General features: G+C 63.0%; 16 protein-coding genes. 6 read left to right on the top strand and 10 right to left on the bottom strand.

Translation table 11 applies throughout. The features are described 5' to 3' along the window. Positions 1-224: 224 nt before the first annotated feature. The 3 genes from RNB18_RS32275 to RNB18_RS32265 all read left to right on the top strand — a co-directional run bounded on the left by RNB18_RS32275 (position 225) and on the right by RNB18_RS32265 (position 8,787). Positions 225-2,270, top strand: coding sequence for a hypothetical protein (locus RNB18_RS32275; RefSeq protein ID WP_311717655.1), 2,046 nt, complete (start codon positions 225-227; stop codon positions 2,268-2,270). A gap of 296 nt (positions 2,271-2,566) precedes the next feature. Beyond that, positions 2,567-3,232, top strand: coding sequence for a hypothetical protein (locus RNB18_RS32270; RefSeq protein WP_311717654.1), 666 nt, complete (start codon positions 2,567-2,569; stop codon positions 3,230-3,232). A gap of 14 nt (positions 3,233-3,246) precedes the next feature. Further along, complete coding sequence (locus tag RNB18_RS32265) at positions 3,247-8,787, top strand: DEAD/DEAH box helicase (protein WP_311717653.1); 5,541 nt, start codon at positions 3,247-3,249, stop codon at positions 8,785-8,787. Between the two features lie 61 nt (positions 8,788-8,848). Here RNB18_RS32265 and RNB18_RS32260 read toward each other — a convergent pair whose 3' ends face one another. Together RNB18_RS32260 and RNB18_RS32255 are read right to left on the bottom strand one after the other, a co-directional pair. After that, positions 8,849-9,058 carry a DUF397 domain-containing protein gene (locus RNB18_RS32260; RefSeq protein WP_311717652.1) on the bottom strand — a complete coding sequence of 70 codons (210 nt, stop codon included), beginning with the start codon at positions 9,056-9,058 and terminating at the stop codon, positions 8,849-8,851. Further along, positions 9,039-9,905, bottom strand: a complete 867-nt coding sequence (locus RNB18_RS32255) for a helix-turn-helix domain-containing protein (RefSeq protein WP_311717651.1) — start codon at positions 9,903-9,905, stop codon at positions 9,039-9,041. Before RNB18_RS32255 ends, RNB18_RS32260 begins: the two co-directional genes overlap by 20 nt. A gap of 217 nt (positions 9,906-10,122) precedes the next feature. Here RNB18_RS32255 and RNB18_RS32250 point away from each other — a divergent pair, with 217 nt between their 5' ends. Continuing rightward, a complete protein-coding gene (locus RNB18_RS32250; RefSeq protein WP_311717650.1) occupies positions 10,123-10,758 on the top strand; it encodes an ATP-binding protein in 636 nt (211 codons plus the stop codon). Between the two features lie 25 nt (positions 10,759-10,783). Here RNB18_RS32250 and RNB18_RS32245 read toward each other — a convergent pair whose 3' ends face one another. After that, entirely contained in the window at positions 10,784-11,530 is a 747-nt protein-coding gene (locus RNB18_RS32245; protein WP_311717649.1) for an HNH endonuclease, read from the bottom strand. A gap of 163 nt (positions 11,531-11,693) precedes the next feature. Here RNB18_RS32245 and RNB18_RS32240 point away from each other — a divergent pair, with 163 nt between their 5' ends. Beyond that, positions 11,694-12,905: a DNA cytosine methyltransferase gene (locus RNB18_RS32240; protein ID WP_311717648.1), complete on the top strand. Its 1,212-nt coding sequence runs from the start codon at positions 11,694-11,696 to the stop codon at positions 12,903-12,905. Here the strand turns inward: RNB18_RS32240 and RNB18_RS32235 are convergent. From RNB18_RS32235 to RNB18_RS32210, 6 genes are all read right to left on the bottom strand, one after another. After that, the gene (locus tag RNB18_RS32235; RefSeq protein WP_311717647.1) at positions 12,840-13,295 is read right to left on the bottom strand and encodes a very short patch repair endonuclease; all 456 of its coding nucleotides are present in this window, start codon (positions 13,293-13,295) and stop codon (positions 12,840-12,842) included. The two genes, RNB18_RS32240 and RNB18_RS32235, sit on opposite strands and share 66 nt — an antisense overlap. Next, a complete protein-coding gene (locus RNB18_RS32230; RefSeq protein ID WP_311717646.1) occupies positions 13,288-13,890 on the bottom strand; it encodes a hypothetical protein in 603 nt (200 codons plus the stop codon). Before RNB18_RS32230 ends, RNB18_RS32235 begins: the two co-directional genes overlap by 8 nt. Before the next feature lie 49 nt (positions 13,891-13,939). Continuing rightward, positions 13,940-15,340, bottom strand: a complete 1,401-nt coding sequence (locus tag RNB18_RS32225) for a PIN-like domain-containing protein (protein WP_311717645.1) — start codon at positions 15,338-15,340, stop codon at positions 13,940-13,942. 140 nt (positions 15,341-15,480) lie between these two features. After that, on the bottom strand, positions 15,481-16,479 hold the full coding sequence (locus tag RNB18_RS32220; protein WP_311717644.1) for a NaeI family type II restriction endonuclease: 999 nt from the start codon (positions 16,477-16,479) through the stop codon (positions 15,481-15,483). Positions 16,480-16,571: 92 nt separating this feature from the next. Continuing rightward, the gene (locus RNB18_RS32215) at positions 16,572-17,588 is read right to left on the bottom strand and encodes a YecA family protein (protein WP_311717643.1); all 1,017 of its coding nucleotides are present in this window, start codon (positions 17,586-17,588) and stop codon (positions 16,572-16,574) included. A gap of 101 nt (positions 17,589-17,689) precedes the next feature. Further along, a complete protein-coding gene (locus tag RNB18_RS32210; RefSeq protein ID WP_311717642.1) occupies positions 17,690-19,162 on the bottom strand; it encodes a glycoside hydrolase in 1,473 nt (490 codons plus the stop codon). Between the two features lie 256 nt (positions 19,163-19,418). Between RNB18_RS32210 and RNB18_RS32205 the strand changes: the two genes are divergently transcribed. Next, complete coding sequence (locus RNB18_RS32205) at positions 19,419-20,216, top strand: class E sortase (protein WP_311717641.1); 798 nt, start codon at positions 19,419-19,421, stop codon at positions 20,214-20,216. A gap of 6 nt (positions 20,217-20,222) precedes the next feature. Here the strand turns inward: RNB18_RS32205 and RNB18_RS32200 are convergent, their stop codons facing one another. Continuing rightward, entirely contained in the window at positions 20,223-21,614 is a 1,392-nt protein-coding gene (locus RNB18_RS32200) for an MFS transporter (protein WP_311717640.1), read from the bottom strand. Positions 21,615-21,644: the final 30 nt, after the last annotated feature.

The raw sequence follows: 21,644 nt of genomic DNA, 5'->3' as shown, positions 1-21,644 counted from the left end.
ATGGCGATTTTCACTCACACGTGCAGCAGCGATCGCCGATGATGTGCATATGCGCCTGCGTGCAGGCTTGGCAGGGCCAGAGACGGTTCCGCCAAAGCTGAGGGAAGTCGTCCCTTTGCGTGGGGGCAGTGCCAGTGAGGGGAGTCGGCGTGTCTGGCGGGTCGCGGCAGTCGGCGTACGACCAGTGGCAGAGCGTCCTAGAGCGAGAGTTCTTTAGCTCGCGGATGGCCGGCCATGCGGCGGTCTTCTACGTGGACGAGCGGACGGAGAGTTCGCTGATGCGTCGCAACGGCCTGGTGGTGGGGCTGGCGAACGCGGTGAGCGACGAACTGTACTGGGGTCGACCTGGTGAAGTTTTTGCCCGCCTTGAGTGGCGATGTCGCCAATGGGTCTACGGGTGCCGGGAAGACGCTCCCCCTAGCCTGCCCCTACTCGCAGCAAGTGTGCTGGCTGCTTCCAAGATGGCGTCGGATAGCGATATTTCGTCCTCCAATTACTACAAGCGACTAGCAGATGTGTTTGGTGTCGGTGACTACAAACAGGGGATATTGCGCGCCCACTTCAAATCTGTGGCTGACATGTGGGGAGAGTTGGATACCTGGCTTGAGGCGCAAGGCGGCGAAAGGGGCTACAGCACGATCTCCGGCGACAGTCATCTGACGCGCATCGGCTACCCGATGTCCCAGGCTCTTCTGAGGGAGCAGGATCGACGTATTCTCACCACCTTCTTCGCAGCTATGGGGGTCAGGCCCGGGAGCCCTGAGGAGTATCCGGGTCAAGAAATCATCCGGCTCCTGCGGCTGTGGACCTCAAGAAATCCGCATGGCCTGTCCCGCCCACTGCTTAGCGTGTTACGCGCGGCCGACTCTGGTGCCGAGGCTACCGACAAGCGTGCAGTCCTGGGCAAACTGTTGGAACGTCTGGTCGAGCATTGGGACGGCACGCTGTACGAGGATGGTCCGCGTGCGCGGCGGGCGTCCGCCTTGCGTCTCGTGCTGTCCGGGCGAGCACGACAACTGCGATGGGCCGCCGAAGCCGCACAGGGTGCCTCGGCCTCGACGACGGTCCGCTATGAAGCGGCGAGTGTTGACTACAGACTCGCCGATCCCTACGGGGGACTCTACCGAGGCTTGGAGGAACTTGATGTCACGGCAGACCAGTTGCGACACGGATTGATCCTTGAGGGAAACGATCTCTATCTAGAGTGGTTGCCCCAGCCGCTTGTCTTCTTCACCGAAGACGAATATAGCGGTGACTTTGTCAGCGTTGGTACTTTCATTCCCGGCGAACCACACATCCTCCTTGTACAGAACAGTGAAATCGCTGAAGTGCGCTCTGTGCTTGACGAGATTGCCGATAATGCCAGGATCGTCGAACGCAATGGGCCTGTCGCGGGCTGGACGATTATTAAGAACGTCGATTTGAAGATCGAAGTCACCCCGGCGGCTCTGCTCAAAGGGGGTGGTTCACACGCTGCACATTTCGTTCCCTCGACCCGTCGCGGCATCCGGTTCATCGGCGGTCTCGGTATCGGCAGAGATCTCGGCCCTCACCATTACCTCCAGCGCGGTGTCCCGGACTGGCTGCTTCCGCGTGATGTGTCCAGGGACGAGACAGTGTTGAGGGTCACGCTGAGTAGCAATGGTCAGAGCGATTCTCACGGCTTCCCGCTGCAGGAGACGCTCAGACCCTTCCCGGCAAGGCTAATGCCTTTTGCCGACGGGACCTACCAAATCAGCACGCCAGACCAGGGAAAATCAACTTTTACCGTTTCATCGGCGCTGTGGGAAAAACAGGCTCCCAGTACCGGAAGTATCGGACATCGCTGTGATGCGTCGGCCGAAAGCGAGGCTAAGCCGCTGGACCCCGAGGTGTCAGCGATCCGGGGCGCGGAAGCGCCCGAGAAGCTGACGCTGCCGAGGACCCTGTTGGTCCCACGAAGTGTGAAGGAGCTCGTGCTCATTGGGGGGCACGGGGAGCTTCTCTCGCTGGATCTGCCCGATATCCCAGAGTGGATAAGCGAATTCCTTCCTGGCCATGCGCATGGATACTACGCAGAGGTGACTATCCCTGAGGGCTATGTCTGGGCGATCCAGCGGTCGCGGCAGCGGACGACGGTGAAGAGCTTGGCGAACGGTGAACAGAAATCGGATCCGACTCCGACGGCCGACGATACAGAGTGGGCGGAGACTGTACTCTCCGCAGCCTCGGCTGGAAGCGGACCCTTGTGGGCCACATATGTCACTGCAGCAAGGGAGGTGCTGAAGTGACTAGTACCAAGACCGATGTTGGCGGACTGCTGTTGCGCTGGGCAAGCGAGCTAGGCTCGGGGCACACCGCGGACTTGAAACGCGGCGCTACCTGGCTAGCCCGTAGCGAGAATCTTCCCATTTCACCTGGCGCGGCGGGCCGATGGATCAGGGACTGCCAGTCGCTGGGACATCTCGACGTCGACTGGCGTTCAGGCCGCTGGAGCGTGGCTCCGGGCGTGCTTACTAGGCTTCCGTCTGCTGACGGTCTCGCGGCCCTTGTTGGCAGTCGCACGACCCGGTTTGAAGAGCGCGTAGTGCAGGCGGAGTTGGAAGACATCATGGTCATCAGAGTGCCTAGCAAACTGCCTGAGACCGACATTCCGGTGCCCGATACGTGGCTGGTGCAATACGACGAGTCCGCTGCGCTTCCTGAAGCCGCAGCAGGGCTCGGAGTTGAACACTGCGACTGTTTCGCCATCCAAGCTACTGCTTGGCTTCCCCCGCTCGTGCTTGGTCCGCTAGCGGCGGCTCCAGCTTCTGGCACTCAAGTGGAAATGTACGAAGGGAGCTTGTCCCAGCCGGCATTTGTCCCAGTCAGACGCTGGGAAAATGACGGGCTATACCGATTCCGGCGTGCCGACCACCGTCTGGTGTGCCAGATTTTCCGGGAAGGCTTCTGGCATTCTGTATCCCAGGAACGCGGAATCTATCTAGAGTTGGACCGGCTTGGGGTTGAACCCCGAAGGAATCTTCGCTGGTTTTCGGAGGAAGGTCGGGGGCGGGAGCGCTTCGGCCGACTCATCGTCGACTGGGGAAAACCTTTACCGGATCTCCAGCGGCGCATTGCTGTCATGTGTACAGCTCTGCCTCCTGAATTTGGGCAAAAATACAGGACGATCACTTATAGCAATGTTCCACGAGCTGTCGCTGAGCGCATTGCGATGTCACTCAAGCAAGAGCTCGGTGACAGGAACGACTGAGGAAGGCAGTACAGATGTCCGGAGATGAAAATTCCCTTGATATCAATGGGTCGTTTGAGCGGCTGCGTGAAGCACTGTTTCGTTACTATGACACTCCCTTTGGGCTAGCGAACCGGAAGCTTATGGAAGAGCGCCGTAAACTCCTTGATGTGGATAGAGGCGCCTGGCGTCGGCCGCTGATCGAGATCCGCCCGCAGTACAAGTCCAGTGGTATGACTATCGCGGCGTCGGTGGCGGAGGCGGACGCACCCCAGGAGCTTGCCGAACTGATCAGTGCGGGGCTGATGGAAGGCATCGAGAAGATGCACTCTCATCAACACCAGTCCCTGGTCGCGGCGATTCGGCGCGGCAAAGACGTCGTGATCACCGCCGGTACCGGATCGGGCAAGACAGAATCCTTCATGGCGCCTGTTCTAGCCGAGCTGGTGCGGGAGTCTGAAGCATGGATGAGCGGAACTCCGGCAAATCCGGGGAAATGGTGGTCCGGGCACGGGGGTGTCTACGTACCACAGCGGCGTGGTGAAACCGGGCACAAGGCGGCGGTACGCACCCTTGTCCTCTACCCAATGAACGCCTTGGTTGATGACCAGATGATGCGGCTACGCAAGGCCCTTGACAGTGATGCGGCGAGACGATGGGCTGATAAGTACCGAAACGGACACCGCTTCTATTTCGGCCGGTACACGGGAGCTACCCCCGTCACGGGAGATCCGAGTAATAAAAAGGCGGTAGGGAAGCTTCGAACTCTGCTGCAGGCGACCGAAAAGCGATCTGCTCGTGCCAGGGAGATCGCCGGTGATGGTGACGAGCAGTATTTTGTGCCGCGTGTCGACGGTGCCGAGATGCGGTCTCGATGGGACATGATTGATTCCCCGCCAGACATCTTGATCACCAATTACTCGATGCTTAATATCATGCTCCAGCGGCCCGAAGAGGACACGATCTTCGAACAGACGCGGCAGTGGCTGAAGGACGACCCCACAGCTAGATTCACTTTGATCATTGACGAGCTGCACACGTATCGCGGCACCGCGGGTACTGAGGTTGCCTACCTATTGCGGAATCTGCGCAGCCGACTGGAGCTCGATCAGCGCCCGGATCAGTTCAGAGTTCTCGCAGCGTCGGCTTCCCTCGATGCACAGCGCGATCGTGAATTCCTGGAGGAGTTCTTCGGGATTCCGGAGCATCGCTTTGAGGTGCTGGGCGGAGAGCTTGATCTCCCCATGGCGGAGACCTCCGATATCTCAGAGCATACGGAAAGGCTGAGCGGGATTACGGAGTCCCCCTCCAAAGTGGAGTCTGCGCAGGTGTTGCAAGAAACGGGAGCGCACCGTGCCCTCGTAAAGGCGCTTTATGATGGCGGGAACCTTGTCGCGCGACTGGATGAGGAGGCTGCCGGGCTCCTTTTCCCGCGCGCAGATGAAAAATTGAGGATGCAGGCATTCCGTGGTCTCCTCACTGCCCTCAGGACCGCAGACGAAACGCTGACGGGTCAGCTTCCCAAGCTTCGCGGACACCTTTTCTTCCGAAACATTCCCGGGATCTGGGCGTGCTCAGATCCGAATTGTTCCGGTGTGGAGCGCACTGATGACGACGACCGCACGGTGGGTAAGCTGTTTGCGCGCCCGACCTCCCGGTGCAGCAGCTGTGCATCTCGCGTCCTTGAGCTCCTCTACTGCCAGAACTGTGGCGACGTGATGCTCGGTGGCTACGCACCAGCAAAAGCGATCACCGCAAAGAGTTTTGATGCAGACCTCTTGCATGATCTGCCGGATCTTGAAGCGCAGGCCGAAGGTGTATCACTGGGCGCGAGCGCGGCGAATTATGTCGTCTACTGGCCGCGTACGCGGGAACCCGTCATTGATGAGCCTGAATTTTCATGGAAAAGGTCGACAGAGGGAGGAGTCCGGAGCGCAGAATTCAAATTTAAGCGCAGCAAACTCAGCCCGCGAACAGGACATCTGGCCAACACGCGCGAACATAATGAAGCAACGGGGTGGTCATTCCATACGAGGATTCCTCAATCAAGGCAGGGAAAGCAGAAGCTCAGACTGGAGGAGCTTCCGGCTTCTCCGACCCAGTGCCCTGCCTGCGGTGACAACTGGGAGATTCCGAGAATCAAGTCTGGAGTGCTGAGCCTGGCCGATCGGCGTCGGATGAGGACGCCCGTGAGGTCCATGCGGACGGGATTCGAGAAAGTCAATCAGGTTCTTACGACCAGCGTGCTATCGGCTCTGGAACAGAAGAAGGCGGTTGTCTTCTCTGACAGTCGCCAGGATGCTGCCAAGATCGCAGCCGGCTTGGGTCTACGCCACTATCAGGACCTCCTGAGGCTGTTGCTTGCCGAGAAGGTGGGGAGGCAGGGAGATCCCGTCGCCGATGCGGAGCTTGTGCGCAGGTACTTCAAGCGAGAAGGGCAGGTTGATACAGAGCTTGCTGCGGAAGCGCTCACCCGGATGCAATGGCGAGACAAGGAAGCTGTGGATGCCCTCAGGAAGATCTGGAGTGCAGACCCGATCGATGGAGTACCGGACCCGGCCCGTGAGGCGGAGCTTCTCGCTCATCTCGGTAAGTTCCCGAGCCTCATGGCTCACTCTGTCGCGATGGAGGCGGACCTCCTTGCTCTCGGCGTGAACCCCGGTGGCCCCAAGGAGAGCCTGGAGCGGGTGGAGTGGCAGCCGGGCTCACTTGACCTCGCCTGGTCGTCCCTTTATGACTGGAGCAGAAAGCAGGTCGAGCCCCGATTCGGGCTGGAGGAGCGCCAGGACAAGCTTCTAAAGAGTATCCAGGAGTCTCTCCGGAGTGAGATGTTGAGTGGCCTCTTCGGGAGTGCTGGAAGGGACTTTGAGTCCCTGGGGCTCGGCTGGCTGAGCCTTGCGTCGGATACGTCTCCCCTCGATGAAGATCCCTCTTCAGTCACGGCGCTTGTGCGATCTAGTCTGCGCGTGCTGGGCCACCTTCGCCGATTTCGCGAACTGCGTGACGGGCAGACTGAAGTGCCGGCTCCGCTGCGGATCTTTTGGGAAGCGGTGGCCACAGAAACTGGCCAGGACCCGGAGGATGTGCGCAGTCGAGTTGAACGGGCCTGGGGTGATGCTGTCGTTGAATACGTTATCAACCCGGAGAAGGTCAGTATCCGGCCCGCTGGCGATCACATGTGGGTATGCGGGAAGTGTAAACGTAAGCATCTGCACCGGGGAGCTGGTGTCTGTACCAAACCCAAGTGCGGGCGTTCTCTTCCAGTCGAGCCGGAGCCTGTGACTAAGGCCGGCGATGACTATTACGCCTGGCAGGCGGCTGAGGGAGAGGGCAGATTTCGTCTCAACTGTGCGGAGCTGACCGGTCAGACGGACCGTCTCGACGCTCAGTCAAGGCAGGCCCGCTTCCAGGACATCTTCCTTGAGGGTACGGAGATCAAGGGGCCTGACAGCGTTGATGTCCTTTCGGTGACGACGACCATGGAGGCCGGGGTAGACATTGGCTCATTGGCTGTCGTACTGATGGCCAACATGCCGCCTACTCGGTTCAACTACCAGCAGCGCGTGGGGCGTGCCGGACGCCGCACCGCTCCGGTGGCGCTGGCGCTGACTGTTTGCCGTGGCCGCAGTCACGACGAGCACTACTTCCAGGCACCGGAGCGGATCACCAACGACGAGACACCCGAGCCATACCTCTCGACGGATATGCGCGACATCTTCCAGCGCGTTCTCGCCGCTGAGGTCCTTCGCCGAGCTTTCGCGGAGGTCGGCGGTTCCTCAGCTGACGGGGAGAACTTGGATCCGACGCGCAATGTGCATGGGCAGTACGGAACCGTTGCAGACTGGGAGCGTGTGCACATCTCCATCAGCAACTGGATCGACGGACATCACCAGGACATTGCTCGAATCGCGAACGCACTCGCGGCCCATACGCAGGAGCCGGAACAGGCTCGAAACGCGATCCGTTGGGTTCAGGGCAGCCTTGTCAGAGAAGTCGGAGAGATCGCGCGCTCCGGGCATGGCCATGGGGATCTAAGCCAGCGCCTGGCGGAAGAGGGGTTGCTGCCTATGTTCGGCTTCCCCACGAGCGTCCGGTACCTCTTCACGCGCAAGCCCAACGGGGCCTACCCTTGGCCGCCGACTGGCGTGGTCGACCGCGGCCTGCCCATTGCGGTATCGCAGTTCGCACCGGGTGCGGAGACAGTGAAGGACGGGGCGGTCTATACGTCCGTCGGCGTCGCGAACTACCGACCTTCGGGGGCCAATGTGCAGGCTGACCGCGATCCGTTGGGTCCATCGAGAAACATCGGAATCTGTCGGGCGTGCTCCCATGTTGAGGAGAACGTCACACCGATAGCGCCGACAGAGAACGATGAGCCGCTGACTTGTCCTGCCTGCACCTCAGCTGACGGCATGTACACCCACATTGAACTCCGGGAGCCTGAAGGATTCTTCGCGCCCCCGAAAGAGCCCTTCAAACGGGACTTCGACGGGAACTTCTCCTGGCAGGCCCGGTCGCTCGCGCCCAGGACGGGGACGAACCTGGATACCGAAGCGCGTGAGCGTAACGTCGGTCCCGAAGACATTGCAGTACACGCCGGCAAAGGGCGTAAATATGCGGTGAATGACAACGGAGGCAACCTCTTCAGGTTCGCTCCCGTCCAGAGCTCTAACCTCTGGTCTGGGGCATACGCTGAACTCGGCGCGATTGGGCGGTCCTCGCTGATCAAGGTGCACGAGGATCAGGCGGTGAGCGTGGCCCTCGGAGCCACCCAGCGGACCGACCTCTTTCTCTTTGGCCCGCGTGTACCCGTCTTCCATGAACATGGATACAGGCTTGATCTATCGCCCGTACCCCATGTCAACGGCTTCCCGGACGACCGTACGGGTCGTAAGGCAGCCTGGTACTCCCTGGCTGCGTTGCTGCGGAAGTCTGCGGGGGCGCTGCTCGACATCCAGCCATCCGAGATCGCTGCTGGTATTCATGGCGCGGTGACCAAGGACGTTGGCGCTAGGGTTTTCGCCTTCCTCTCCGACACCCTCGACAATGGGGCCGGCTACTGCACGCACCTGGCGGAGCCGGTCGTCTTCAACCGGCTGATGAGAGCAACAGACAGCATGCTGGCGAAGTTCCGAGAGGGCAGGCATGGGCTTGAGTGCCGGGGCTCCTGCTACGAGTGTCTGCGCGACTACACGAACATGGCCTACCACCCGCTCCTCGACTGGCGGCTGGCAGCCGACTTGCTGGGGATCATGCAAGGCAGGAAGCTGGACGTAGACCGCAAGAACGCGCTTACCCTGTTGGAGAACTGGGCTGCTGATACTGCGGGTGCCGGGCCTGTGGTGGAGCTGGACAGCCACCCCGTTGTGATCTTCGATGAAACGGTCGTGGTCGCGGTCAAGAGCCCCTTCGAGATGGTGGGCAAAGACCTGGAAAGCGAGCGGATCACCAAGGTCGGCGATGAGATTGCTCAGCAGGGATGGGACGTGGAGGAGGTCGTCTTCGTCGATGACTTCCTACTTGAGCGCGTGCCGTCTCGGATCACTGTCCAGCTGGACAACTTCTTGGAACGGTAGCTGACCGAAGCCAGCTGCCCTGCCGCAACTCTGGTTGCGGCAGGGCACTTTCGCTGGCAGATCAGCTGAGCTGCCTGCTCCGCAGGGCATCGACAAAGCCGGTCCAGGCTATGGAATGCACTCGGAGTCGGCGCCCGTGCGGTTGCTTGCTATCGCGTATGACCGTGCTGTTGGCGATGAAAGCCGCCTCCACGCACTCAGTCTCATTGCCGCCGCTGTACGACGACTTGAACCAGACGAGGGCAGGAACCTCAGGGTTTGGTCTCGGCATCCTTCATGTCCTCCTTGGCATGGCTGATCAGCTTCCGTGACGCCTCGATGTCCAACGCTTGGGCGCGCAGGTATTCGAACGCAAGCCGGTAGCGATCGAGTTCCGCCTCCTTCTCCATGAAGACGGAGCCGACGTGAAGGTCTACGTACACCACGTCCAGTGAGGGTTCGGCGCCGCCAAGGATGACGAAGCTGCCGAGGGCTGCGCAGTGCGCGCCTCGAGAGAAGGGCAGGACCTGAAGCGTGATGTTCCCCGACTCACTGGCGGCGAGCAGATGACTGAGTTGTTCGCGCATGATCTCAGGGGAGCCCATCACACGGCGGATGACGGACTCATCAAGGATGGCCCAGAGATGCGGGGCCTTGGGGCGGCTGAGGATCTCCTGGCGTCGCATGCGGATGTCCACGAGGCGTTCAACTTCCTCGGGCAAGCGGCGCATCTCGTTGGCTTGTTGGAGCGCAGTGGTGTAGTTCCGGGTCTGGAGCAGCCCTGGAACGTAGACGCAGGAGAAGTGGTCCTCCCGCACAGCCTCGTCTTCGAGTGTGAGCATCAGGTTCATAGTTTCGGGGATGTGGTCGGCCAAGGAGCTCCACCAGCCCTGCTGCTTCGCGTCTTTGGCCAGGGCAACAACGGCCTTGCGCTCGGCATCACTTGCTCCGTACACACGACAAAGAGCGTCAATGACAAGCCACTTGACGGGCCCTTCGGTTGTCTCGTACCGACTGACCGTGGCCTTGGACACTCCGACGAGCTGACCGGCTTCCTCCAAGGTCATCCCCTTGCGGGCACGTAGCTTGCGCATCGTCGCACCGAGGTGGCGTCTGCGGGTTGTGGCCCTCGCTGACATGCGGATTCCCTTCCAGCCGCTCCGGAGCGTTGTCCAGAGGTCCCAATGAGGCTAGATCGCGCGTGAGTTGACGCACTACCAGATTCACTCGATCGATTCCAGTGAGAAGTTACATGGTGGGACTTCTCGCTGCCATACTCGCATCGAAGCGCTACGCAGTGCAGTCGTACGGATACGGCAGGCGCAGCACTGAAGTGGCAAGTGAGGGAGCAGCGACATGACCAGTCGTGACACCAATCAGAATCCGCACCGATACGTGCTTCCGTTCAGGGCGTCCCCTGAGGTTCTCGGCGGCCTGCGGCGGAACGTGAGGGCGGCGCTGCGGTCATGGGGCCTGTCTGGCCTCGCTGATGAGGCCGAGCTCGTTGTGACCGAACTCGCGACGAACGTCTTCAAGCACGTTGGTGCGGGAAGCGCCGCGACCCTTGTCCTTGAGCTGTTCACCATCGGCGTCCGTGTGGAGATCCACGACACGAGCTACAAGGTGCCATCCCCAACTGGGGCGGGGTGTACGTCAGAGTGTGGCCGAGGTCTCCATCTGCTGGTCGAGATGGCGCGTGACTGGGGCACCGCTGTGACAGCGTCTGGAAAGACGGTTTGGTGTGAGCTGCAGCTCACGGAGGACAGTGCGTGCGCCAGCATTCAGCGGGCCGATAGGGTCCTCGGCGAGTACCGGGAGCTGGCTGGAGAGGCGGCCGTTCCGCCGCTCAGCTGTTCGCAGGCGCAAGGGGAAGCGGCGACCAAGCTGATCGGAGATCTGCTTCATTGGCTGGTGGCGCAGGGCTGCGATCCCGACGAGGTCCTTGACCGTGCGCAGCGGCACTATGAGGCTGAAGTGGACGCTGCCGCGTGATTTCCCAGGCGAGGCCAGTGTCCCCTCAAGTGGTCCACGCGGGCTGTGCCATCTCGGCCCGCAGAGCGGCAGGTGTGCGCCAGGATTCTCCGGAGCGGCTCTTGTGGCACATCCGGTGGCAGTTGGCACAGAGGAACGCCAGGTCGTTCAACTTGGTCTCGCGGGGCCCAGATATGTGGAGGGGCAGTAGATGGTGAACCTCGATGTAGCCCTTGCCGAGGGAACCGTAGAAGCGACCGAAGTCAAAGGTGCAGACTTCACATTGCAGAGGCTGACCGCGCTTCTCGGCCTGCGCGATCTTGAGGTTTCGGAGGCTGCGGTCGCGCTCACGATGCAGAGCCCGGCGGGCGAGGAGTCGGCCTTCGATGGCGGAGTTCCCCTGGTCGTCGACTTCGTCGGGATCTTCGGGCAGCTTGCCCAGCTCCCCGCTCCTGATCCCTTCGCGCAGCGCTGCGGCAGCCTCAAGCATCTCTGTGGGGCGGTCTCTGAATGCAGTTACTGTCTCCTGGTCCAGGTGGCCCCCTTTTGTGCGGATGCCGGTGTACTTGCTATGGATTGTCGCAAGATTCGAGGATTTGAAGCGAACGCTGCCGACAGACCTGAACTTGGGGTTGGCTTGCGCCGCACCCGGGTGGATGGGCAGGGAGCGGAGAAGGTTGGACAGATCCGTTATGCGTGGATCTCCATGGTTGAGGCTCTTCCAGTCGTTCTCGACGACGAGTGCGCAGGCCAGCAGCAACTCGTCACGGGTCCATGCAGGGCTCGTCGGCATGGGCCATATCGTATGAGTGTTCGCCGTTGCGTGTGGGTCGGTCGGGGAGCGCATTGATGTTTGACGCACACTTGGAGGCGATCGCATTGTCAGTGGGGTCTGTCACCCTCTGTGATGGCTGGTGGCAATCGGTGCCAGTCGGGCAAATCTGGAAGGAGGGTGCATGACCAACACCGAGAGGAAGTACACCTCGGTTGAGATCTGCGCTGGGGCGGGTGGGCAGGCGTTGGGCCTGCATAATGCACTGTTCAAGCATCTCGCTCTGATTGAGATCGACCGGAATGCGGTTGCCACGCTTGAGAAGAACGTGCAGGACAACGCGGAGTGGGAGGGCTGTGAGGTCATCTCGGCTGATCTCACGAAGCTCGTGCCGTCGGAGCTGAGGGAGAGGCTGGGGCTAGATCCAGGAGATCTGGATCTGCTGGCCGGCGGTGTCCCGTGCCCGCCGTTCTCCGTCGCCGGGAAGCAGTTGGGACGGGACGACGAGCGGGACCTCTTTCCAACGATGCTCGAGCTCGTCGACGAGCTGGAGCCCAAGGCCGTGATGATCGAGAACGTTCGCGGTCTGCTGGAACCGGAGGTGAAGTTCCGGGAGTACCGCAACTGGATTTTGGGCGAGCTTGAGGCCATGGGCTACGAGAAGTGCTATTGGGATGTCCTGGAGGCCAAGGACTACGGAGTCCCGCAACTCCGCCCACGCGCCATCCTGGTAGCGCTGAAGAAGGATTTTGTTCCGTTCTTCTCCAAGGGGAAGCCGGAGCCACTTCCTCTTGTGACAGTGGGGGAAGCCTTGGAGGACACCATGCGTGATCGCTTCAAGGAAGCTGATGATCCGCGGGCTGATGACGCGTTCAATACGTGGCTCGGTAAGGCATCGAAAGGCGTTGCCCCCACGCTCGTCGGAGGCTCTAAAAAGCATGGGGGTGCAGACCTCGGTCCGACCCGCGCGAAGAAGGCGTGGGGTCAGTTGGGGGTGTGTGGACTCGGCGTCGCGAATGAGCCGGAGGACATGGAGCGCTTGCAGAGCAAAGAGCGTGATCTCTTCGCTAAAGCGGGTCCTAAACTCACGGTGACCCAAGCAGCGATCATCCAGGGTTTCCCTGAAAGCTGGAAGTTCACTGGCAGGAAGACCGCTGCATACCGCCAGGTGGGGAATGCGTTCCCGCCGCCAGTCGCGCAAGCTGTAGGGGAACAAATCAGGAAGGCACTTGAGGCGGCACGGGAGTCTGGAGTGAAGGCCCTGGTGCGGCAGAAGCGCGCTGAGAGCAGCGAGCGTGACAGCGGAGAGCTGTTCAGCATGGCTGATCTCTCAGCGGGGGTCGTCACGGAGGCGGCTGACCGTAGCGGCGATCTTGAGAACGCAGTCGTCGGGTGACTCATGCTCCCAGAACCGAAGCACGGTCCACCCGGCTTCACGGAGACGCTCATCGGTGTCCCGGTCGCGGTTCACGTTCCGTGTGACCTTGTCGGACCAGTAGCCAGGGTTGGTCTTGGGCGGGACGTAGTGTTCTGGGCAGCCGTGCCAGTAGCAGCCGTCAATGAAAACGGCCAGCTTCGCCGGACGGAAGACGAGGTCTGCCGTCCGGCGAAGCCCAGGCAGCGGCTTGGCTGCTACCCGGTATCGCAGTCCCTGCGCGTGCAGAAGTCGCCGCACCAGTAGCTCCGGCTTTGTGTCCCGGTTCCGGATGGCCTGCATGTTCCGGCGCCGGGCAGCCGACGAAGCCCAAGACCCTTCGGGCGGCTCCCAGCCGCTTCTGCTATCCATCCTCAGAAATGCCTGAATTCTTGAGCACGCGTAGCTTCTCGTCGTTGCTGAGTGACTTTGTCTGCCGCACTTTATTTCGCACTATGGCCGGAATCATGTCGAAATCCAGGTCGAGTGACCGGAGTTCATAGACGTTGATTCCTTCCACTTCGTACCAGTCGACATCGAATCCGAGCTCACGTAGCTCCCGTGTCCTTCGCTCGGTGTGTACGTCGTCGCCGGTCACGATACGTAGCATCGCTGCTGGTACCGGCCGGGACAGGCTCTCGTGAAGCAGAGAGAAGAGGCGCTCGTGAGTCTTGCCGCCGTAGGGGGCGCTTAGGAGTCGCTCAGGGACTGTCTCTTTGTAGCGGGAGCGCATTTGGTGCTCGATCTTCGAGTGTAGCGACCTGAACTGGGGATTCTCAGGTGGCAGATGCATCAACATGCGGGCCTGTGTAGCGCGGGCGGTGATGTCCTTGGCGTACGTGTATGCCTCGAACAGCGACTGAGGGTCGCTATGGGATGAGATCTCCGAGAGGAGATTACTCAGGGCGTGTTCAGCATCCGGCTTAAGCTGCTGCCACTGGTCCTGTGGAGACTGCTGATTGGCCATGGGATAGCTTCATCCTTCTGATGAGGGTATGTATTCCTCTGTCTTGCCTCTATTCTGTCCGCTCAACGTCCAGCTGCCGGGCGGCGAGTTGCTGCATAATCTGCCTGTCATGGCGAGATGTGCAGTTCACGGCCTTGATGAACCATGGCGCGATCCATGACGAAATTCGGTAGGGCCATTCGCCTAGATGGAGCCGACGGCCGGGCAGCCATCCGGGGTCTGGCTGTGTTTCCGAACGAGTCGCCGGCAGGAGAGACACGTCCGGCTCGTCGTCGAAGCGCCGACGCCGCTCAAGCTGTGCCGTGACACCGATTAGCCACCAAGTGAACAGCAGTCGGGAAGAGGCGTCGCCGATGCTGTCCAGCAAGGACTCCTCTAGCCCAGCTGCTTCGAATGCAGCTGCAATGAGGTCCGGTCGTGGCTGAGCGTGGACGGCCTCCTGCTCCGTGATCACGACCTCGATGAGATTCTCAGCCGCGCGATCGATCTCGGCGTAGGTCTCTTCGGCGATCTCCGCGTCCAGGAAGCGATTCACGCCGCGATAGAACTCGCCTGGTGTCTCGATCCGCAGCTCAGCGCCAGTGCGCGCCCTCAACTCGCTTGCCAGGGAAGGCCAGGGACGCGAGCTTCGTCCGTTACCCGCTGGCTGGTACCAGTCGTCCTTCGTGTCATTGGAGACGAACAGCAGCTGCGAGCGCTCTGTTGATGCTGCCATGTGCTCGATCGTCTCCTCCCATAGCAGGAAGTCCCCGGATGACGACAGGGGTGTACCTTTTCCTGCATCTGCAAATCCAGGCGGGATTTGGTTAGGGAATCTGTATGTCGCTGCTTCATCCACACGCCGTCGGATTTCGGCCTGGTCTGGAGGCTCTGCGATCTTATCGCCGAATAGCTCGGCTACTTGAGATAGTACAGGGTCGCCCCTTTCGACTGACGAAATGGCGAGATCATACTCTTTGAGGCGCTGGATGTGATCGCCGAGTGCCTTGGTCCAGTCGCCGAGTAGTACCCTGACAGCCTGATCTGATATCTCAGATTCAAGAGCCTCTTTAGCTGCGGTGTCCTGCGCATACTTGATAAGTAAATCCTGGACAAGCTTTCGTGCATCCAAAATAGCTGCGCGCGCCTCTCCGATCTTGTTTTGGAGATTTTTGGACGCGGTTTCCAGGGCTTTCTTTCTACCTATGATGATGCGATGGCGATTTTGGACGAACTCAAGCCCAACCTGATGTGGGAGCCATAGCCGCTGTTGCACGCTTTGGAGGGCTTCCAGGACCTGAGTGCGGGCGGCAGGTGTGTACTCGTAGAGGCTGAGCAGCACATTGGTATCGAGTACGACAGTCCCGTGTGTGAAGAACTGCCGCCGGTCTGGGCTGTCCTCGGATGGACCGCTCTGAATCCAGTCCCGGTACTGCCTGATCAACGGGTATTCGTTCTCCGGGCCGGTCACTGCCCAACTCCTCTTCTGCTAATGACGGTACGAGTCTGATGATCCTGCGTTAAGGGCGGAGCCGCCACCGAATAGGTGCTATCTCCTGAGGGAGCTGCGGCTTCCTGGCGCAGTGTTTTGCCCTGCGCGGAGCCGATCGCTCAGGTGCTGGCCGTCCGGCCCCGGCTCTCCTGGGCCTCCGGGAGCCGGGGTGCCGGATCCGCGTCTTCGCCAGGCCTGGCGATGACCCAGTAGTCCCCGTCGATAAAGGCGTGGGGACGATCGTGGTGCTCAGGCTGAGCACGTGCTACTCGATGGGCTACGAACTCCCCTTCGCCTGGCACCGGGCCGCCAAGGGCTCGGGCCACGGCCTGGTGGGAGTGGTAGTCGCCGAGGATGATGATTCCCTCTGGGCGCAGAGCTGGACGCGCCCGCCCCTTGTCCCCCTCGCGTACACGAGCCATGTAGTCAAGTTGCTGGGCAGCAGTACGCACGACGCCGCGGCCGATTCGTTTGCCATGTACGAAGCGGAACAGCTGGCGGACGCGGGCCTGCCCCTTATTCTTACCTGGTATCAGGATGCGGGCCCGTGTCTCCTCATCGAGGTGGAGCAAGACATTTTCTGGGAGTTCTACGTCTTTCCATAGCCAGAAAATCTTGTCACGGTGTATGGCTTTAACCGTGAACTTCATGTCTCTATTGGTCCCGCCGTTGAGCCATTCACGCTTTATGCGCATCAGGCCGGCACTCCATTGACTCAAGCGATCATCAGCCCACACGAGCAGGCAGAGGTGGCCTAGAGCCTCGGGCGGGATCATCCACGTGCCAAACCGTTGTGAGTATTTGCAGTCCACTTCGATACCGGCGATCCGGTAGTCTGTGGCGTCCCCGTCCTCGAAGGTGAACTCCCTCTGGAGATTGATCTCCACTAGGGTTCCCGCATGGGTCTTCTCTGTCTTGAAGAGCGTGTTCCAGTCATAGCGGCCGGTTGCTTCGCCGTTGAGAAGCTGATCGATGGTGTTCCGCAGTACGGCGGCAAACCTTTGGCCATCTGGATCGAGCTGCAACAAGTGATCGCGGACGATCATGAGCTCGGCGTCGCGGCGTACAGCTTCATCAAGGGCGATATTATGCGCCGCAGTGACATCTATGGGAAGCAAGTGAGACCTCGACTAGTTATCTGAACTTGCCGTGACGATGACTTCGTGGGTTCGGCATAAGAAGGAGCTCGATGGGGTGTTCGCCATGGCGGTCATCCGCCCGCCCCGTGGCACTCCCCATAAACCCGCCCCGACCCGCACCAGCACGCCGTCCCCCGCTGCGGCGGCCACTCCACCGCGCGGCCTCGAGCCGCCAGTGTTGTGGCGTACTGGGGGAGCAGTGCAGCCTCCGCCGGGGACATGAGCTCCGATGCCGCGAAGGCCTCGTACGACGGGACCGTTCCCGTCACGATGCCGAGGTTCGCCGTGCCGGAGGCGGACAGTTCGCGCAGGGAGGCCTCTATCGTCGCCAGGTGCTCCTCGTGGGAGGGGTACTCCGCGGAGAGGGAAGGGTAGGCGTCCACCAGCTCCGTGAGCTCGGAGGTGGGCCAGTGCAGGACCGCCACCGGGAACGGGCGGGACAGGGCCTCCCTGAACGTGCCGAGTTCCGCGCGCAGGCGGGAGATCTCCGCCTCCAGCTCCGCCGGGTTCTCCGAGCCGAGCGACCAGACGCGCTTCGGGTCGTGCAGCTCGTCCAGGGAGACCGGGGAGGTGTGGAGGGTGTCCGCCAGGACGTCCCAGTCGTCGTGTGCCAGGCCCAGCATGCGGCGGACGCGGTGGCGGCCGAACAGCAAAGGGTGCGTGGAGTACGGCGGCTCCGCCACGTCCGTCAGGAGCACGCGGGCCCCCTCCGTGAATGTCTCCTGCGCCTGCTCCAGCTCGTCGTGGGACTCCAGGGCCTCCGCGACGATCACCCAGGGGGCCGGGTCCCGGGGGGCCGCCACGCGGACGCCCTCGATGATCGCGCGGGCCTCGGCCTCATGGCCGTACTCCCAGAGGTTCGCGGCCTTGAGGGCTCGTACCAGATGGGGGTTCTCCAAGACCTGGGACGAGGACAGCAACCGGTCGTAGAGGGAGGACGCGGCGGGGCGGTCGCCGGCCAGTTCCAGATGGGCCGCGGCCTGCAGGAGCAGGGCTTCGGCGTCCTCGGGGTACCGGTCGGCGGTCCGCTCCAGGCGCGCCGCTTCGGCGTTGTGGTCGACGTTCTCGGCAGGCGTGTCGGGGCGCATGGGTGACACCGTACTGCCGATCAGTGGCAAAGAAGAGGGAGGTGCAGGCCAGGGCCCGGTTAACGGCAGAAGAGCCCCGGGTCCGGCCCGCACCCGCGTCCTCAGATCGTCACGCCGTCGATCTGCAGCGTCTGCACGGCCTTGGCCGCGAAGGATACGGCCACCGACTTTCCGCTCAGGAAGGTGTTGGAGTACGACACGTACTTGTCGCCGCCCGTCGTCACCGTGTTCCAGCGCGGGACCAGGCCGCCCGAGCCGCCCGTGACCGTCGTGAAGCGGGACAGGTCGAAGGTCAGGGTCTGGGCCGACGTGGAGGTGTTCAGGGCCACGATGACCAGGCGCTTGGCCGAGGAGTCGTAGGCCGCGACCGCGTTGCTCACGCCCGTGTCGATGATCTTCATCCCGGGGCGGATGTGCCGGGCGAACTGGGCCATGACGTAGTACTTCGTCTGGACCGCGGTCGGCTGGAGGGTGCTCTGGTCGTACGCGATCATCGCCCAGCCCGTCGACGGGTCCATGACCTGCCAGTAGACCCAGGCCGTGGGGTGCAGCCAGCGGAAGTCGTAGAGGAGGTTGAAGGCCATGGTGTAGCCGGTGCCGTCGCTGTCGCCGGTCTCGGAGTTCCACAGTTTCTTGCCGGCCGTGGTCACGACGTCCGTGTACAGGAGGTCCCTGCGGCCGTTCGAGCCCTGGTAGCCGTGCACGTTGACCTGGTTGACGTACCCCTTCGTCGTCGAGCTGAAGGAGTTCCAGGTGGTGCGGGCGAGGTCGTAGCTCGTCTCGTCGGAGGCCGAGATCTTCACGCCGGTCAGGCCGCGGTTGTTCAACTCGCTGCGCAGGTACGGCAGTACGGCCGACTGGACCGTCGCGTCGATGTGACAGCCCTCCTGCGTGCCGGTCGCCGTCCACCAGGACGAGGAGGGCTCGTTGAAGGCGTCGACCGTCGAGAAGTTCACGCCCCAGTTGTTCTTGGCGTACAGCGCCGTGGCCGCCAGGTGGGAGGCGTGCTGGCGGTAGTTCCAGGACTGGAGGTTGTTGCCGCCGTCGGAGGCGCCGGAGGGGTTGTGGTTCAGGCACATCCACCACATCGGGGAGTTCGCGAAGAGCTCCGAAGTCGCACCCCGCGCCGTCGCCTTCACCAGCATCGCCCGCTGGTTCGCGTCCGCCGTCCAGTCCCATGCCGAAGACGTCGGGTCCTCGTTGTTCCAGTCCTGCCAGAAGCCCTCGATCTGCTTGAAGGCGGGGATGTTCGGCGAGGCGGTCATCGACGTGCCGCCCACGGAGTTCCAGCTGGAGGCGCCCAGGTTGTAGCGGGCGATGTTGAGGCCGAGGCCGGGGAGCGTGGTGCCGTTGTAGGACGTCGACTTGGTGGTGAAGAAGATGTCGGCGAAGTCGTCCCGGGCGCCGAACACGTTGGCCCACCAGGCCAGAGAGGTGCCCCAGCCCTCCCAGGTGCCGTACGACGTCCCCGGGCTGACCGCGATCGTTGCGTCCGCACGGGCGGTACCGGTGGCCAGCGCGCTGCCGAGGAGGGTGCCTCCTGCGGCTGTCAGCAGCGTTCTGCGTCGGATCATTGCTACTCCGAACTCCGATGGATCGACGCGGCCTTCTGACCCGCGTCGTGGCCTGCCCCGTTCATGCCACGACGAAGCATCGGGTGTGGCCAATGGGGTTGTCGATAGTTCTGACAGCCCTTCCTAAAACCTGTGGAGGAAGTTCGGTATGCCGGACACGCCGACCAGTCAGCCGGCTCTACGGGGCGTTCGGCACTGGTGAGTTGAAGGCCCGGCCCTTATCGTGCGGGCGGCCCCGTCCGAGGAGGCGTGAGGTATGCGGCAGCGCGTCATGCACCACGGAGCCCGGCGCCGGCGCGAGCGTCGCCGCCGCGCGGTGTGGACCGGCGGCGAACTCCTGGTCAGCGTGGGCGTGGTCCTGCTGCTGCTCGTCGTGCACCAGCTGTGGTGGACCAACCGGGAGGCCAAGGAGGGTGCTCAGCAGGGGGTCGAGGCGCTGGAGCGGGAGTGGGGGCGAGGTGGGGGAGCCGATTCCGGTACGGCCGCCGGCTCCGGGTCCCCGTCCGCGTCCTCTTCTACGGCTTCTACGGCGTCCCCGAGCTCGCGCGCCGAGCGGGATCTCCGCGCCGCCGCCCAGGACCCCGCCGCCCTGACGCCGGGGCGGTCCCAGGCGTACGCCATCCTCACCGTCCCCCGTCTCCACCTCCGCGTCCCCGTCGCCGAGGGCGTCGGCAAGCGGAGCGTGCTCAACAAGGGGTACGTCGGCCACTACCCCGGCACCGGACAGCCGGGCCGGGCCGGGAACTTCGCGGTCGCCGGGCACCGCAACACCCACGGTGAGCCCTTCCGGTACATCAACCGCCTCGAGCCCGGGGACACCGTCCGGGTGGAGACGCGGAGCGCGGTCTACACGTACGCCGTGGACAGGACCATCCGCCAGACCTCGGCCCGCGACTCGGGAGTGATCCGCCCCATCCCGCGCTCGACGGTCCACCCCACCTACGGCTACACCACGCCCGGTTACTACCTCACCCTCACCACGTGCACCCCGGAGTACACGTCCCGGTACCGGCTGGTGGTGTGGGGCAAGCTGGTGTCGATGCGGCCGCGTTGAGAGGGCTCACTGCTCCCGCAGCGCCACCACGCTCGCCGCCGCCACCAGCGCCAGCACCGCCGAGACCAGCATGGCGATGTCCGCGCCGTGGGCGAGGCCGTCGCCGGAGGAGGTGGCGATCGCGATCGTCAGGGCGACTCCGGCGCACGAGCCGATGTAGCGGAAGGTCTGCTGGGCGCCCGATCCCATCGCCGCCCGCGCGGCCGGGACGGATTCCACCGCGAGCAGCGGGAGTGCCGCGTTCAGCAGGCCGCTGCCGATGCCGGCCACGACGAGGCCGGGGAGCAGCCGTACCCAGGAACCGGCGTCCAGCGAGCCCAGCATGGTCAGGACGCCCGCCGCGTGCAGCAGGAAGCCGATCGCGAGCTGCCATCGCGGCGGCACCCGGCCCGCGAGGCGCCGGGCCTGGAGGGCCACCGCGAAGGACAGGCCGGACCAGAGGAGGAAGAGCCAGGCGGTGTCCATCGCGGACAGGCCGACCGTCTGCTGGAGGAGGGCCGGCAGGAAGCTGAACAGGCCGATCACCGCGAGACCGGTGAACAGGCCGCTGGAGGAGGACGCGAGGAAACGGCGGTGGCGCAGCAGACCCAGGTCGATCATGGGGGTCCGGGAGCGCCGCTCCACCACTACGAACACGGCCAGCAGGACCATGGACGCCAGCAGCAACAGCTCGACCGGTGCCCGCAGCCAGCCGTCCCGGCCCAGGGTCAGCGCTGCCACCAGGGCGACCAGGGCGAGCCCGAAGGTCACGGCTCCGGCGAGGTCGGGGCGGCCGCCGCGCGGGGCCCGGGACTCCGTCAGGAGCCGTGCGGACAGGGCGGCCACGAGCACGGCCGCGGCGCCGAGAACGCCGTAGGACACCCGCCAGCTCGGCAGCGCGCCGCTCAGCAGAGGGCCGACCGCGATGCCGCCGCTCACGAACGCGCCCCACACCCCGGTCGCGTGCAGGCGCCCCCTCGGTGAAGGGAACGCGTGGACGATCAGGCCCAGGCTGCTCGCGAGGAGTGCCGCGCTGGCCGCGCCCTGGGCGATCCGGGCCAGCGTGAACAGCCAGGTGGACGAGGTCAGCGCGCCGAGGGCCGTGGTGAGGCCCAGCGCCAGGGTGCCCGCGACGAAGATCCGGCGGCGACCGTAGTCGTCGGCGAGGCTGCCGGCGACCAGGAGGAGGGCTGCGAGGCCGAGCGGGGTGCCGTTCAGGAGCCAGGCCTGGGCGGACAGCGGGGTGTGCAGGTCGGCGGCGACATCGGGGAGCGTGACCATCGGCGCGGTGTACGTCATCAGGGCCACGGCGGTGGCGGCGCTGGTCAGGGCCAGGGTCGCGGAAGGGCGCGGGGAGGCTGGTGCCGGGGCGGCCGACACCTTCGCCTCCACGAGAGTTCGTTCACTGAACCTTGTCATGCCGAGAACCGTAGCAGAGTGGGTTCGGTC

Source organism: Streptomyces doebereineriae (assembly GCF_031845645.1).
Classification (GTDB): domain Bacteria; phylum Actinomycetota; class Actinomycetes; order Streptomycetales; family Streptomycetaceae; genus Streptomyces; species Streptomyces canus.
The sequence above is the reverse complement of the archived record's forward strand: the minus strand, read 5'-3'. Positions and strand labels throughout refer to the sequence as shown.

Bases quoted from the DNA above. Each gene is read 5' to 3' on its own strand.
- RNB18_RS32275 (WP_311717655.1), top strand. From the start codon at position 225: ATGGCCGGCCATGCGGCGGTCTTCTACGTGGACGAGCGGACGGAGAGT.
- RNB18_RS32265 (WP_311717653.1), top strand. From the start codon at position 3,247: ATGTCCGGAGATGAAAATTCCCTTGATATCAATGGGTCGTTTGAGCGG.
- RNB18_RS32260 (WP_311717652.1), bottom strand. From the start codon at position 9,058: ATGCCGAGACCAAACCCTGAGGTTCCTGCCCTCGTCTGGTTCAAGTCG.
- RNB18_RS32255 (WP_311717651.1), bottom strand. From the start codon at position 9,905: ATGTCAGCGAGGGCCACAACCCGCAGACGCCACCTCGGTGCGACGATG.
- RNB18_RS32250 (WP_311717650.1), top strand. From the start codon at position 10,123: ATGACCAGTCGTGACACCAATCAGAATCCGCACCGATACGTGCTTCCG.
- RNB18_RS32245 (WP_311717649.1), bottom strand. From the start codon at position 11,530: ATGCCGACGAGCCCTGCATGGACCCGTGACGAGTTGCTGCTGGCCTGC.
- RNB18_RS32240 (WP_311717648.1), top strand. From the start codon at position 11,694: ATGACCAACACCGAGAGGAAGTACACCTCGGTTGAGATCTGCGCTGGG.
- RNB18_RS32235 (WP_311717647.1), bottom strand. From the start codon at position 13,295: ATGGATAGCAGAAGCGGCTGGGAGCCGCCCGAAGGGTCTTGGGCTTCG.
- RNB18_RS32230 (WP_311717646.1), bottom strand. From the start codon at position 13,890: ATGGCCAATCAGCAGTCTCCACAGGACCAGTGGCAGCAGCTTAAGCCG.
- RNB18_RS32215 (WP_311717643.1), bottom strand. From the start codon at position 17,588: ATGCGCCCCGACACGCCTGCCGAGAACGTCGACCACAACGCCGAAGCG.
- RNB18_RS32210 (WP_311717642.1), bottom strand. From the start codon at position 19,162: ATGATCCGACGCAGAACGCTGCTGACAGCCGCAGGAGGCACCCTCCTC.
- RNB18_RS32205 (WP_311717641.1), top strand. From the start codon at position 19,419: ATGCGGCAGCGCGTCATGCACCACGGAGCCCGGCGCCGGCGCGAGCGT.
- RNB18_RS32200 (WP_311717640.1), bottom strand. From the start codon at position 21,614: ATGACAAGGTTCAGTGAACGAACTCTCGTGGAGGCGAAGGTGTCGGCC.